Origin of the sequence: Chlorogloeopsis sp. ULAP01 (genome assembly GCF_030381805.1) — a bacterium.
Taxonomy (GTDB): Bacteria; Cyanobacteriota; Cyanobacteriia; order Cyanobacteriales; family Nostocaceae; genus Chlorogloeopsis.
The window spans coordinates 527,148-541,607 of record NZ_JAUDRH010000002.1 but is presented as its reverse complement, the minus strand read 5'-3'; the positions used below and the strand labels follow the sequence as shown (position 1 = coordinate 541,607).

The following is a 14,460-nucleotide window of genomic DNA, read 5'->3' as shown; positions in this document are numbered from 1 at the left end:
TAAAATTCTCCGCTTGTGAGTTATAGATCAAAAATTTGAGGAACTTGTGATGAATTTAGGAATAATAGTCACAAAAGCATGACTTGAGCTATCTCACTGTTTATTTTTTAAAGAATTATCATACCACTGTTTGCGTAGCCATAGCAGTTCTAATCGTTAGAACGTAAACTAATAAGTAATAATAATAATTTTATTTCCGGGTACAAATGTTATTTATATTTTCAGACTCACTAGCAGTTTCAATAGATAAACAATAAAGCAGATTTCAAGGAGTGTGAGGTACAAAAAGTTAGTCTCAAAGTCATATATAATGTCTATTTTACTTCTGGCTCTTGACTGCTGTTGTCACTGCAAGAATCTAGTTTTTAAGAATAAATTATTACTTTTTATTTTATATTAAAGCTTTATTTTTTCCTTGAAAAGTCAAAAAATAAGGAGAAGTGTAAATTCACTTCCCCCCTGTCTTGATATTTACTTTTTTCTTCTTTAGCTTCGGTCTTTAACTTTTTTCTAAGCATCTGCTGTTGTTTCTTGATTTGCCTTTGTCGTGCGGAGCCTCCTTTACCCTTGTCATTCCTGCCTTGTCGGCGGGGGGATTCCCATCTTTTCAACTGCATAAAGCTTTTCCCTAAATTGATATTACGATTTCAATAAGCTCTTTATCTGCAAGTATTATTCTTAACTTCTGCTTTTAACAACTTATTGTACTACACCTATAGTAGTTCATTTGTATATTCATCGTCAACTTAGATTGTGTAATTAGGCAACTATATCATCCGCCCATAACTACATTTATCAAGATTGACGAAAGAAAAATTTTTAGTTCAATTTGCAATTCAGCTAATTGTTGATTTCAAGCATTGGGAATTCCAGAAATAACAACATTATCCTTCGGTGTTCTAACCTTGACAAATGGTTTACAGCGATATTTGCAAAAAATTCCAAATGGGTCGATCATCCCATATTTGTACTTCAATAAAGCGGTCATAGCGCCAGTAATCTTCATATTTCCACTTGTCCCCTGGCAACCCATATGTCTGCACAATGTCATTAATTTCTTCTAATGTAAAAACCTTGCCGTGAAAAGGTTTCCGATAAGCTTTGCCTCGCTCAAGTGTCGCAATTGCCAAGCTTGGCATACTATCAGGATATGTGAAGGAAATCATATCACTCGTAAAGAGCGACAAAGGCAGTCTTAATTTGTCAGGATTGGCATTGCTAAAAAACCCATGTTTTTGAAAAAAGTCATCATTTTCGCCTAAGACAAAATAAAGCGGGTGCTTGAGATATGGCTTTTTACCCTTGTTTTCAAACTCGTCGTACAACCATGCTTCAACTGTGCGCCGTTCCTCAAGATACCCAGGATGTAGCCACGCCCGCTTACCAGTCTCTTTGAGATCCGCTAGTATCACCTCGGCTACTTCATCGGCATGACTGCAAATATTTTTGAGAATGTCGCTGCCTTGTTCGTAGTAATGTGTAATATAGTCAGGAAATTCGTGCATTAATTTTATTTTTTAACCTGATTGTAGGTTAGTTTAGTACTTCTCCTGTTATGACCCGAATGGCACGCTTGTTAAGCGAAAGGGTTGGCTATTCAAGCGTAGGCTCTGGTTACACAGTTCTTGGAAAGCTAGCCCCAAGCTGTGCGTAATTATCTGCTTGAGAATTTGGAAGCGCAGTGGCAAGGTATAACTAGACATTCTTAGCCTCTGAGTATCTAATCCAGTTTGACTGGATTTTGGAGGTTTTTTACAACAGCAGAAAAACTTCAATGCCCTGTATTCCCCCAGTTGATAAAAATATCACGCAAAGAATTCAGCGTGTGGAGAGCGGTTTGTTAGTAACACCTGAATTTCAGAGTCAAGATTATCTCCACGCTAAACTGATTGACCGTATGAATTTATACAACATTCCCGGAGTAAGCATTGCAGTTATTAATAACTATACAGTCGAATGGGAGCGTTCTTACGGTGAAAAAGAAGCGGGTAAAAAAGACTCAGTTACAGAGGATACGTTATTTCAAGCTTGCTCTCTCAGTAAGCCTGTAGCAGCAGTTGCTGCTTTGAGGCTGGTTGAAGAAGGCTTTCTTGACTTAGGACGGCTCACTGCCCTCCGGGCGTCTACTAGGCATTTTAGGGGCGAGGTGCTTAGTCCCATTCCGCTATGACCCTGTCACTAACAGAAAATCCTTTATTTTTATTCTTTGTTCTTGACACTTTCCCTACCTACTAGTAGAATGGGAGGATGAATTTGAAAGATACTCGAACTCAAATTCTCGATGCAGCCCAAGAACTCATCCAGCGCTTGGGTGTAAACGCCATCAGCTACCAGGATATTAGCGTCGCAGTCGGGATTCGTAAAGCCAGCATCCACCATCACTTTCCAACGAAGGATGACTTGATTGCAACTTTGCTTGACCGATATAACGCTTACTTTCTGCGGTTGGTGGACAATATTATTGCTATGCCCATTCCAGCAGATGAGAAACTCCGTCGCTATTGTGGGTTGTTTGAAGCAACGCTCAGTAGTGGCAACCATGACAAAGCTTGTCTGTGCGGTATGCTTGGCGCTGAATTGGCAACTCTGAAAAATCCACTTGTAGAACGTGTTGCAGTATTCTACCGTGACAATGAAGAAAGATTAGCCACAATCTTAAATGAAGGTCGCGACACAGGCGTGTTTGGGTTTCCTGGTGATGTGAAAGCAATGGCAACGCTGATTTTCTCTCTTTTAGAGGGTGGAATCTTGATTGTCCGTGCCAGTGGTGGTGTTGAGCAATATCGAGCAGTGATTGAGCAACTGATGGAACTGGTGAAGGGATAAATATTTTTTTATTCTTTTACCTACCAACTAGTAGATAGATAATTAGGAGAAAATTATGAATAGCACCATTGGCATTCTTGGCACAGGTAGAATGGGAATTCGCCTTGCGCTGATGTTTGCGGATGGAGGGCAGAGTGTAATTCTCGGTTCGCGTTTTCGTGAGCGTTCAGCCAGAATTGTACAAAAGTTGGGGCGCGAGCAAATTACCTCAGGTAGTTATGTGGATGCCGCAACAGCCGAATTTGTCTTGCCAGCTCTATTTTTACGCGACGGTTTGCTAGATACCCTTGAGCCATTGCGGAATCAGCTAGATGGCAAGGTTTATATTGATATTTCCAATCCATTTAACAGTGATTACTCGGATTTCATTCTGCCGTGGGATACCAGTGGAGCAGAGCAAATTCAGCAACGGTTTCCTAAGACACGAGTTGTAGGAGCGTTCAAAAATGTTTGGTGGGAGGTATTTGACGCTCCGCAATTTGGAGAGACACTCAGCGATGTATTTGTTGTCAGCGATGATATGCAAGCGAAAGCAAAATTTTTAACTTTAGTGGAAAAAACACCCTTTCGCTATATTGATGCCGGGAAACTTAGCAATGCCCGAACGATAGAACGAATGACTCTATTAAGTGGTGAATTAGGTCAAAGATATGGCTTTTTCCCACGGTTGAACTACAAGTTACTAGGAGAACCTTGGACACCGGGACAGTGCGATCGCCTAGCAGATTTTCTCTCCCTATAGTGATTAAAGAGGGATAAACTACGGGATGTTGGCAATTGGGTAATCAATCAGGAATTACCAATAGTAACCTAATATTCTTGATTGATTAATTTTTTAACTTTCAGCGTGTGTCAACAACACGTACTCAAGGTGACAACTCTCCCGCTAATTGCAAGCAATGTAGCGGAGCATCTCAAATTCACAAATGAGACTTGCTGCTTCACGGGCTGGGCATCCCCTAAGCCTCCACAGCCAGGAATCGGTAGTCCAACCGACCCATGCTTTAAAAGATTAATCGCACTGTTCCAGTCACGGTCAATAACCAGTCCACAAGAACAACTGTGAACACGAACTGTCAAAGTTTTCTCAACCCTAGCACCACAACCAGAACAATTGATACTTGTCCCTCTAGGGTCTACACCTCTGGTATGCTTGCCGCGTCTTACCGAAGAAAGCTTGCATGATTTGGATGAATGCACCCCAGGCAACATCTTGTATTGACTTAGCTAGTCGTGTTCTAGCCAGTCCCTTAATGTTCAGGTTTTCAAAAACAATTAAGTCATAGGATTTAACCAACCAATGAGCAACTTGATAATGAAACTCTTTTCTTTGCCTTGCAACGTGCAAATGAAGTCTTGCCACCTTGTTGGCTGACGAGTGGTAGTTCTTAGACCCCTTGGTTTTACGTGCAAGCTTGCGTTGCTGACGAGCTAAAACTGATTGTGCTTTGCGGTAATACTGCGGTACTTCAATACTTTGCCCATCAGCAGTTGTTAAAAACTTTTCAAGACCAACGTCTATGCCAGTAGCAGCTTTAATTTCATCAACAGGTAATGCTTCAGGTATAGTTTTATCTTCAAGAGAAAAACTCACATACCAACCATCAGCTTTTTTAAGAATAGTTGCTTGTTTAATTTCAAATCCATCTGGAATTGGGCGATGCAAGATAACTTTAATTTCACCAATCTTGGAAAGCTTGAGAATATTACCTGTTAGATGTGCGCCTGCTTTGGCACAGTTAACACGAGGGAACGTGAAGGAGCAGATATCACCACGCTTTTTAAACCTTGGCCGCCCTCCCCGCTTGCCGTTCTGATCTGGCACTAGCCACCGCTTCCATGCCAAGTCTTGCCTCATAAGGTTTTGTTGCTGGCAGTCGGCGTATATGTCCTTGTATTCGGGAAACAGTTCTTTAGTTTGTTTAAGGTCAGATGCTTGTGTGTAGTAGTCAACTTTATGTGGTATCTCACCAATTGGTTCACAAATCAAACTACAACGGTCAATCTGTGACCTTGTGCGGTTTAGCCAATCAAGTCTTTGCCCTAGCGCATAGTTGTAATGGCGGCGTAGCAACTCACCCCAGATTTCCATCGTGACAACCTGCTGTGACGTGGGGTTGAGTTTGTACTGGTAAGTGAGTAGCATATAAATATTGTACAGCATTTATCCGTACTTTGTATGACTACACGCATAGATATTAGGTTGCCAGAGCAAGAGCTAGAAATCCTCAAAACCTATTGTGAACAAGAAAGCAGAACTCAAACAGAGGTAATCCGTGGTTTTATCCGTAGTCTTAAAAAGAAAATTAAATCAAGTTCTGGCAATTGAAGGGGCATCGTTCCCCGAAGGGGTTCTCGAAGAGTACACCTCCAATTGCCCCGTAATTCCCCATCGCCGCCAAGTCCGCGACTGTGGCGGGAGTACCCTTGCGGAGGTCTAGATGGCAGTTTCTTCCAAAAAAGAGTTTCGTTCTTCTACATTGCTGGGTTTGGGCGCGATCGCCCTTGCCGCAATCTTCTGGGCAGTAGGGGCAAATGTAGCTCAAGGGCTTTTCCAGTCTGGGATTACTCCCTTTGAGTTGGTAGAGGCTCGCGCCACAATTTCAGCAGTGGGACTCGGTGTGTTAAGTGGACTGCAAACTCGAAAGCTATCCATTTGGAAAAACTTCCAAATCAACGGTTGGATTTTGATGCTGGGCTTGGCTCTAGCGTTAGTGAACTTTACGTACTACTTTGCGATCGCTCGGCTTGAGGTTGCGGTTGCGATTGTGATTCAATATACTGCTCCAGCCTTGATTGTCCTCTGGATTGCACTTACCACAAAGCGTTTACCGTCATTCTCTGTGGGTACGGCAGCAACAGCCGCGGTCGCGGGAGTGGTGTTAGTAGCTCAGGTATCAGGGGGCGATGTGAGTCAGCTTGACACAATCGGGCTTGGCAGTGCATTTCTCAGCGCAATTCTATTTGCAACCTATACTTTGTTAGCAGAACGGGTGGGGATGGCTAATGATGCCGTGACGGTGATGTTGAAAGGCTTCATTGTGGCAAGTTTATTTTGGATTGCGGTTCAACTTCCGCAAGGATTTCCCACTAGCTTGATTCAAGCAAATAATTTACTAGGAGTGTTGTTTGTAGGGGTTGGCGGTACACTGCTTCCCTTTTTGTTCTATTGCTGGGGCATTCAGCGAGTACAAGCAGATCGAGCAGCGATCGCAGCTACCTTAGAACCAGCGATCGCTGCTGTTATTGCCTGGATTTGGTTTGGGCAAACTCTGACACCACTACAAATACTGGGCAGTATTCTGGTTCTGGGAGCAGTGCTGATTTTGCAACTAAATCAAAAAGAGGCAGAAGGCAACAGGCAGAGGGCAGTAGGGAATTAGAACAAGGAGCAAGAACGTGAATCACGATTCTCGTTGTTCTCTGTCCCCTATCCCCTGTCCCCTGTCACCTATCCCCTGTTCCCTCCTACTTCGACTTAGCTTCCAAGTTTTCCAGACGGCTTCTGAGTTCTTGGTTTTGTTGTTTGAGTTGATCTAGTTCCTCACGCAATTGTTTAACTGCGCTTTCTGTGCCAATATTCTTTTGCACTCTGGCAATTTCTTCTTCAGCATAGCGACGCACGCGTCCATCGGCTGTTTGATCGCTCAGGGATTGTAAAATAGCGATCGCTTTGGGAGTTTCCATTTGCCCCAGTGCTGTAACTACTGCTATTTGCGTTAAAAAGAACGTTTCTTTCGCAAGTTCAGCTAAATGCTCTAGAATTCGCTCTAGGTTAACAGGAGTTTGTCCAACAGAAATTTTACCTAAAGCGCGAATTGCTCCTAAACGCAGAGGTTGCGGTATACCCAGTCTGGTGTATTCCATAACCAGATTTAAAGCTGCTTCCGAAGTTTTGAGTTCCGCTAAACCAGCGATCGCACCACTTCTGACTACTTCATTCCAACCCGCTTTTTCTTCTAAAACGGTTTTCAGGAGTTTAACAACCTTTTCTTCCTTGGGTTTTTCTTCCAGACTGGCAGCAGCAATTGCCCCAATGGCACGAGCAGCTTCTGCTTCTACGTAGTAACTGGCATCTCCTTCCTGTATAACTTCTTTGACAACCTTATAGCTGGTGTGGGTTTTAGTTTTCGCCAGTGCCATCACTATAGCCCGACGCACATAGGAACTTTTGTCTTTTAATCCCACCACCAAAGCATCAAAAGCTTGATCCAACTTGATTTCTGCCAGTTGTTTAGCTACTTCCACACGCACACCCCAAAAAGGCTCGTTTTGCAGTGCTGTTGCTAATGCCTTGAGAGCTTCTAACCCTCCTTTTTTCGCTAAAGCTTCGGCTGCATAAATGCGAGAGGTGGGGTGAGGATCGAATTCCAACTGCGCTTTTAACTCTGGTATTGGATATTCCAACGAGACGGTTTTTAAGAAATGATTACCGACATCGAAGCTGATAAACTGCGGTTTTTCTTCAAGGGGGAAATAGAAGCTTTGTTCGCGTTCATGAACGCGCACGTTGAAAATTTTTAAATCAGAAGACGCACCATAACCCGCCTCTGCATTGTTGGTATAACCAAAACCAATCGGGATGCGCAAGTCAAATAAATCACTGCTACTGCCATTGCGATCAGATTTCGCTTGGGTTTGTGTCACCGTCACTTTTGCTAATTTGGCATCCCCATCCCAAGAGTAAGCTACTTTAAAATCAGGATGACCGCCACGATAGACATACTGATCGAAAAGAAACAATAGATTGCGTCCGCTTGCTTTTTCAATCGCTCGCAGTAAGTCTACGGTTTCCACAGTTTTGTGGGCATTATCCCGTACAAATGTCTGCATTGCTTTCCAAAATAGTTCTTCGCCGAGTTCGGCACGGATCATGTGATAAACACAAGATCCTTTCTCATAGATATGGCGATCGTAAAGCTCTATTGCCTCTCGGTAAACGTGCGTTACCATTGGGCGACGGTAGCGACTGCTATCTTCTGCTAAATAACTGCGAGCTTCTAGTAAGCGGTAGTAGGCAGCTTCATCTGCACTATATTCATGCTCTGTCCACATTACCTCAGAATAGGAAGCCATTCCTTCCTTAATCCAAGCATGAGACCAATGTTTAATCACCACCAAATCGCCAAACCACTGGTGTGCTAGTTCGTGGACGACTAAACTTTCTGTGTTGCGGTTGTCTAATGCTGCCCTCTCATCTAACAAACATCTATCAGTGAGCAGCGTTGTGGAGGTGTTCTCCATGCCACCAAAAATAAAGTCATCCACACAGACTTGGGCATATTTGGGATACGTATAGGGATAGCCATATTTTTCGCTTAAAAACTCCATCATACGCGGGGTTTTGCCCATGCTGCGCTTCGCATCTGCTTCCCGTCCTTTTTCTACGTAATAGGTGACAGGTTTGCCATTCCACTCATCCCTAATTTCCGCAAAATCACTTACCGCTAATGTCATTAGGTAGGTAGGATGAACTTGCTGTTGCAACCAGTGATATATTTTGGAATTGCCGTCTTCTTCAGTAGCAATTAATTCGCCGTTGGAAATAGCAATCAAAGGTTTGGGAATGCGGACGCGAATTTCTGAAGTAGACAGCTGCCCTGGATAGTCAAAGCAGGGAAACCAGAAGCGCGAGTCTTCATCTTCTCCCTGTGTCCAAACTTGGGTAGGTTTATTGGGATAGTATTTGTCTGGCTGAATAAAGTAAATACCGCGTTGAGGTTTTTCAACCCAGTAGGCGATCGCTATTTTGATTTGCTTGTCAATTTGCGTGGGTGAGTTGAGTTTAATAGATAGCTTTTCCCCGTCGTAATCAAATTTTTGCAGTTCCTCATCTAGCTGCACAGATTCGATATTCAAGTTGACAGCATCCAAAATTAAACGATCAACGCCATTACGGATGGGCAGCAGAGTAATATTGCACTTGCCGCTAAGACTCTGAGTAGGAATATCTAAATTGAGATCGAGAAAAATATGCTCAACCTGTCCGGGGCGATCAGGGTTATAGTGTGGTTTTGACCCTGGTAATTCAAAAGATTTGTAGCGACTATTTTCTGTATCTAAAGAAAAATGAGACATTCTAACCTTCTAATTCCTGATAACTTTAAAATGGTTTTAGTAACAAAAAAACCTTATAGCTACATTGCATTCACTTCCCAAATTAACCCTTAATATTTTCTACTCTGATACAGCGCACTCTGTATCATTGAACACTGTTTTATTTGATTTTTAGTGTTTTACACCGTTATAGGTTTTGATTGAGTAGAAGTAGAATATATACCTTAGGATAGCTTGCAATATTGCTCATATTAAATATTTCTTAAGGCAGAACATAGGTGAAAAAAGGCAGAGGGCGGTAGGCAGTAGGCAGAGGAAGGGCAAGGAGAACAATTTTCGCCCGCTCTCCCCTCTTCTGTACGCACCTCAGCAAGGGCTATGTATGGGTTCTATTTTTATAAAGTTTGTAGTCTGTCTTCATTTGACTAAATATTAAGTTTCAAATATTACTAATGTTTAAGTAATTCCAGTGAGAATGAGAGACTAGCGTTTCGTCAGGCTAAAAATAATGGGCATAGACAATTCTTACGTTTCTATGTGAGTGAGTCGGTATTAGTCTCAATCGCGAGGTTGCATATTCCGAAAACTTTACAGTAACGCTTGGAGTTGCTTCTAAAGACAATGTGAGCAATCGAGAAAAAGAAATATGCCCGAAAATAAATCAAAGTTTTTAATTCCTGCCGTTGGGACTGTTCTAATTGTGGCAGGAGGTATAGCTGCTTATATGTATTTCAAGGGTGGAACTGCTGGAGATATCTCAGGTGCGGTTCCTAGTGCCAAAGTAGTACCAAATGAAGCATTAATGGCAACTTATATTTCCACAGATCCGAAAGTTTGGGCAAAGCTAGAGCAATTTGGCACTCCGGAAGCACAAAAGTTAGTGGCAAAAGGGTTGGAGAATTTTAATCAGGATGTGTTGAATGACAGCAATTTTTCTTACGAAAAAGACTTAAAACCTTGGATAGGTGGTGTGATGATTGCAGTATTGCCAACAACTCCAACTAAGCCTGCTCAGTTCAATGGAACTTCGCCAACACCAAATGGACTTATCACCAAAAAGTTGCCAGAAACTAATACTTTGATGGTGGTGGGAATCAAAGATAAACTTGCAGCTTTAAATTTTGCTAACAAACTCAAAGGGCAAAAAGGCGTCACGACAAAGGAAATAGACTACAAAGGTCAAAAAATTACAGAAACTATAAGCAAGGGTAAACCCACATACAGTGCAGTGTTAAACAATCATGTGGTATTTGCTCCCGAAAAACAAGCTGTAGAACAAGCTATTGACACTTTTAAAGGAGAGCCTTCCTTTATTACTAAAGAAGGTGCAAATACTATTCTTAGCAAAGGTGTGAATTTAGAAAACACCGTAGCACAAGTTTATATACCCGATTACGCGAGTACAGTACAGCAAGCGATCGCCACAAGTCCACAAGCAGCACCACTACCGCCCCAAACTTTAACACAGTTGAAGTCGGTTAAATCTATGGTGTTTGGTGTGGGTATAGATGATGCGGGAGTGCGAATGAAAGCGATCGCCAATTTAGATCCAGCACTCGTTAAGTTCCAATATCAAAATACTCCCAGTCAGGTGGTATCGCAATTACCTGCTGATACAATTGCCTTAATTAGCGGCCAGGGTATTAATAAATGGTGGTCAGCATTAGTAGAACAGTCAAAAGATTATCCTGAATTCAAACAAGCGCTAGAGCAAGCACGGGCGCAACTTAGACTAGTGAATATAGATTTGGATAAAGAAATATTCGGTTGGATGGATGGAGAATTTGGTTTTGCTGCGATTCCAGCAAATCAAGGTTTGGTGGCGCAAGTCGGGTTTGGGGGAGCTTTTTTATTTCACACCAGCGATCGCAAAACAGCTGAAGCCATCTTCACCAAATTGGATACCCTTGCCAAAACTCAACAAATTAATATTGCTTCAAGAAATATCGGCGGTAAAGATGTCATAGAATGGCAAGTTCCCCGTCAAGGAGCTTTGTTAGCTCATGGTTGGCTAAATCAAAATACACTGGCTGTGACTGTGGGTGATTCTGTGGTGGATGCGATCGCTGCTTCTAAGGGGCAGTCTCTCGACAGCAGCGAAAACTTCAAAGCCGTGACTGGCTCTTTACAAAAGCCAAATGGTGGTTACTTCTACCTAGATATGAACAAAATCCTGTCTTTAATTAATCGCTTCACCCAGCAAAGCCAGCCCTTGCCACCGGAAGCCAATGCTGTTCTCAGTTCTATTCATGGTGTGGGCATTACTGCTAATAGCCCCGACAATTCTATCGCTCAAATGGAGATTTTGTTAGCTCTGAAGCAGAAAACTAAATAGAGTAGTGAGTGCCGGGTACTGAGTAAAAAATGCTTTTTCGGCTCAGTACCTTTTGAATGAGCCTTGATGCTCTGTCAGCATGAAGGGACTTATAACTCTCAACTAATTCAGATATTTTCTTCTATGAAGAATAGCTCAATTCTGAAGATTAGCTAGGATCTCAGACCAAAGTTTCTTATGCTCAGATTTGACATCCAAATCCGTCTCTATTAATTCAGTATAATTTTTTAAGAACTGATCTGGATCTGAAATTAACCGTAAATAGTAACGAAGGCTGTGATTTAAACCGTTAACAATTACCTGACATCCTGTTTGCTGACGAACTTGATTTACGATTTGGATTACCTCATCTATTTCATTACTAGCAATATACGGTTCAGCAGTAGAAAGTATATGGTAGCGGTCTACAAATTGCCCAGCAAATTTTTCAGGCAGGCAGCGAACCATATCACTTTTTATACGAATTCCTGACTTCACTTCAATTCCTTCAAAAGGAGTACCGTCTAATCTGTCTACTTGCACATCACCGATCCAACCATCTTTGTCATTAGCATTATGTCTATTCGGTGGATTTCTTATAGTCGTATCGGCATAACGTAAAAGTTCAACTACCAAACACTGGTAAACCGCTTGAATTGCAATTACAGGGAGACGAGCACGACCATTTCCCGATGCTTGTTCATGATGCTTAATAACAGCATTAAAAATATCTTGAACAGTTAATCCTTTTGGCTGAGGATAATTATAAACTGCCTTTTGTTTGTTTTTTAAATCTAATGCCATAAGAAGAACTATACAGGGAAATGGGTCTATTCCTTTTACCTGAACAGCGTGTAATATTCCCAAAAATGCTTCTAAATTACCTTCACCCTTAGGTTTAGCCTTATAGTCTAAAGTATATGGAAAAGGCCTCTCAAAATTTCTACCGCTTTCAGCACCACTCACAGCACAAGAGGTAAGATTATGGCGTTTCAAAAAAGGAGTAACATTTTTTGCATCTGTTGAACGATTAGAATAACCACCATTTAAGCTTTCTTGAGCAGAACGAATATCTTGATTTGGATGAACTAGTTTTTCAACAAGACTTGTAATTAAAATACTATATAGGTATTTATTAGATTTCAAATTATTTATAATAGTTTCTATGCCTTCTGCAACATTTTTGTTTAGGGGAGTTTCTTGACCATCTTGTTGCATTTCTAAAGGATAGAGCAGAGATTTTTGTGTTTGTTTATATTTTTTAATTGCTTCATCTACATCTTCGTATTTGATTAATTTTTCAGCTTCAATAAATGCTTCAGATAAATAATGGTTATACTCCGTTTTCATTGGTATATATTTTTTAGGATGGTTTTTCCAAGCAACAGCAACTTGTTTTTCAATATTTAATGTAAAAGGGTAACAGCAACGAAAATAACCAGGAGGAATAGTTTCATTTGTTTCATTAACTCGTACATCAAAACGCAAACTTCTAAGTTTTTTAACAATTTCTGTTAAATCAAAATTACATTCTTCTTCATACAAATCTTGTAGAAATTTCCCTGGATAGAGTTTTTTAGTAGAATCAAAATCACTAAATTTTTTAGCGAATTTTAGCAAAAAATAAGGTTTGTCGGTGAAAATATTCATTTTGAGATTAAAAATTGGATGTGGTTCTGTAAAATGACCATATACATCCATCATTGTTTGATATCCAGAGCATTGCCGTAAACAATCTTCAATAGCATCCCAAGCAATAGGTATATCTTCTTCTTGCTTTGATAGAAGAATACATTCTATGAATTCTAATCCATCACCAATAGGATGCTTAAACTGAAGTTGATATGATAAAAGAGGTGTTTCTATAAATTTTTTATCATAACGTGATACAGAAATTGAACATTTTTTTTCAATACGTTTTGTAATAAAACGGTATACAACACCAATTGTAGGAAACAATAAGTTTTTGAATGCAGTTCTTTTTTTTATTGAAGAATAATGGAAAAATTTTTCAGTTATGGTGTTATCCGGAGTTAAACCATGAGAATCTTTTATTGAGACTACGTTTTCGTTAGAATTAAATAAGTTGAGTTGAACAGCCTCTGATGTCCTATTAAGACGGCGAAAACGTGTTGATTTTGCTTTTCTAGACTTTCGTAAGTCAAAAGATAGTTTTTCATCTTCTTCAATAAGTTCTATTCCTAAATCAATACCAAATATTTGCTGTAACACAGCTTCTGCAAGCCTGTTAGCAAAAATGGGAGGTACAGAATTACCTATTTGTTTTAGTACTGTATTAAAACTTCCAATTAACTCATAATCATCTGGAAATGTTTGTAATCTTTTGAATTCTTGTAAAGTAAACTTCCGATTATTCCAATGAAAAGGGCCTGAGTAAGCACCAAGTTGTGCCACAATTGTTCGGACTGGTTTTTCTGGATCTGCTTTATACAAAAAGTCAGAGAAACGAGAACGCCAAGCAAAAATAGGATTAGGATATCCCATTTCTCGTGTGAAATAATGATAGTTCATTCCTGGAGGTACTTCTGCAAGCAGATGACCATATTTTCCAGGATAAATATGTGTTGTCTCTGAAGGATCTTGAATATCAGCTATAGCTTCAAAAGCACTGATATGAGGTCGTTTATCAGGTGAGTCTATACCGTGTGTTGGTAAAGGAAATTTGAAGTTATGCGTTTTTGTTCCAACTAAAATTAAGCGTTCTCTATGCTGTGGTACTCCATAATCTGCACAATCAAGAATCCGATAATAAATTTGATAGCCTAACTCTGAAAACTTTTCATTTATAATTTTCCAATCTCGCCCTTTGCTAGCTCCTAAAATACCGCGTACATTCTCAAAAAGAAATCCTTGTGGCTGGTAGTGTTTTACTAAACGGCAGTAATGTTCAAATAAACTACCTCTTTCATCCAATATTCCATATACACCTCCTGCCCGCCTACCAATAGCAGAAAAGCTTTGGCAAGGTGGGCCACCTATAATAAAGTCAATCTGTCCATTAAAAATCTGTTCGGGTTCAAGAATGCGAATATCTTCATTGATAATTCGGCAATCAGATTCTAAATATCTACCTAAGTTTTTGTGTAGCGTTTGACAAAAACTCGTTTCTTTTTCTACACAAGCAACAATATTAAAACCTGCTTTATTAAATCCAATATCTAATCCACCAGCTCCGGAAAAAAGGGACAGAGCAATTGGTCTATATCGCTTTTGCACTTGAATGACACCGATTTAATTCTCAA

At 40.6% G+C, this 14,460-nt stretch carries 12 protein-coding genes; 6 read left to right on the top strand and 6 right to left on the bottom strand.

The genetic code is table 11. From position 1 onward, the window contains the following. Positions 1-404: 404 nt before the first annotated feature. Both QUB80_RS06045 and QUB80_RS06040 read right to left on the bottom strand, forming a co-directional pair. A complete protein-coding gene (locus tag QUB80_RS06045) occupies positions 405-617 on the bottom strand; it encodes a hypothetical protein (RefSeq protein ID WP_289788577.1) in 213 nt (70 codons plus the stop codon). 300 nt (positions 618-917) lie between these two features. After that, on the bottom strand, positions 918-1,505 hold the full coding sequence (locus QUB80_RS06040; RefSeq protein WP_289788576.1) for a hypothetical protein: 588 nt from the start codon (positions 1,503-1,505) through the stop codon (positions 918-920). 269 nt (positions 1,506-1,774) lie between these two features. On the opposite strand from QUB80_RS06040, the gene QUB80_RS06035 reads away from it, so the two are divergent. The 3 genes from QUB80_RS06035 (at position 1,775) to QUB80_RS06025 (ending at position 3,568) form a co-directional block, all read left to right on the top strand. Further along, positions 1,775-2,170 (top strand): serine hydrolase domain-containing protein, encoded by a 396-nt coding sequence (locus QUB80_RS06035; RefSeq protein ID WP_289788575.1) that lies wholly within the window; start codon positions 1,775-1,777, stop codon positions 2,168-2,170. Positions 2,171-2,247: 77 nt separating this feature from the next. Then, positions 2,248-2,826: a TetR/AcrR family transcriptional regulator gene (locus QUB80_RS06030; protein ID WP_289788574.1), complete on the top strand. Its 579-nt coding sequence runs from the start codon at positions 2,248-2,250 to the stop codon at positions 2,824-2,826. Between the two features lie 55 nt (positions 2,827-2,881). Continuing rightward, positions 2,882-3,568, top strand: coding sequence for an NADPH-dependent F420 reductase (locus tag QUB80_RS06025; protein ID WP_289788573.1), 687 nt, complete (start codon positions 2,882-2,884; stop codon positions 3,566-3,568). 110 nt (positions 3,569-3,678) lie between these two features. On the opposite strand, the gene QUB80_RS06020 is transcribed toward QUB80_RS06025, so the two are convergent. Both QUB80_RS06020 and QUB80_RS06015 read right to left on the bottom strand, forming a co-directional pair. Further along, a complete protein-coding gene (locus tag QUB80_RS06020; RefSeq protein WP_289788572.1) occupies positions 3,679-4,038 on the bottom strand; it encodes a zinc ribbon domain-containing protein in 360 nt (119 codons plus the stop codon). Beyond that, positions 3,956-4,990: an RNA-guided endonuclease InsQ/TnpB family protein gene (locus tag QUB80_RS06015; protein WP_289788571.1), complete on the bottom strand. Its 1,035-nt coding sequence runs from the start codon at positions 4,988-4,990 to the stop codon at positions 3,956-3,958. The genes QUB80_RS06020 and QUB80_RS06015 overlap by 83 nt, the downstream gene beginning before the upstream one ends. 15 nt (positions 4,991-5,005) lie before the next feature. On the opposite strand from QUB80_RS06015, the gene QUB80_RS06010 reads away from it, so the two are divergent. Together QUB80_RS06010 and QUB80_RS06005 are read left to right on the top strand one after the other, a co-directional pair. Further along, positions 5,006-5,155 (top strand): CopG family transcriptional regulator, encoded by a 150-nt coding sequence (locus QUB80_RS06010; protein ID WP_289788570.1) that lies wholly within the window; start codon positions 5,006-5,008, stop codon positions 5,153-5,155. A gap of 112 nt (positions 5,156-5,267) precedes the next feature. Further along, positions 5,268-6,209, top strand: coding sequence for an EamA family transporter (locus tag QUB80_RS06005; RefSeq protein WP_289788569.1), 942 nt, complete (start codon positions 5,268-5,270; stop codon positions 6,207-6,209). Positions 6,210-6,294: 85 nt separating this feature from the next. Here the strand turns inward: QUB80_RS06005 and QUB80_RS06000 are convergent, their stop codons facing one another. Further along, a complete protein-coding gene (locus tag QUB80_RS06000) occupies positions 6,295-8,904 on the bottom strand; it encodes a M1 family aminopeptidase (RefSeq protein WP_289788568.1) in 2,610 nt (869 codons plus the stop codon). Positions 8,905-9,529: 625 nt separating this feature from the next. Between QUB80_RS06000 and QUB80_RS05995 the strand changes: the two genes are divergently transcribed. After that, a complete protein-coding gene (locus QUB80_RS05995) occupies positions 9,530-11,218 on the top strand; it encodes a DUF3352 domain-containing protein (RefSeq protein ID WP_289788567.1) in 1,689 nt (562 codons plus the stop codon). A gap of 135 nt (positions 11,219-11,353) precedes the next feature. On the opposite strand, the gene QUB80_RS05990 is transcribed toward QUB80_RS05995, so the two are convergent. Beyond that, on the bottom strand, positions 11,354-14,434 hold the full coding sequence (locus QUB80_RS05990; protein ID WP_289788566.1) for a DNA cytosine methyltransferase: 3,081 nt from the start codon (positions 14,432-14,434) through the stop codon (positions 11,354-11,356). Between the last annotated feature and the right edge of the window lie 26 nt (positions 14,435-14,460).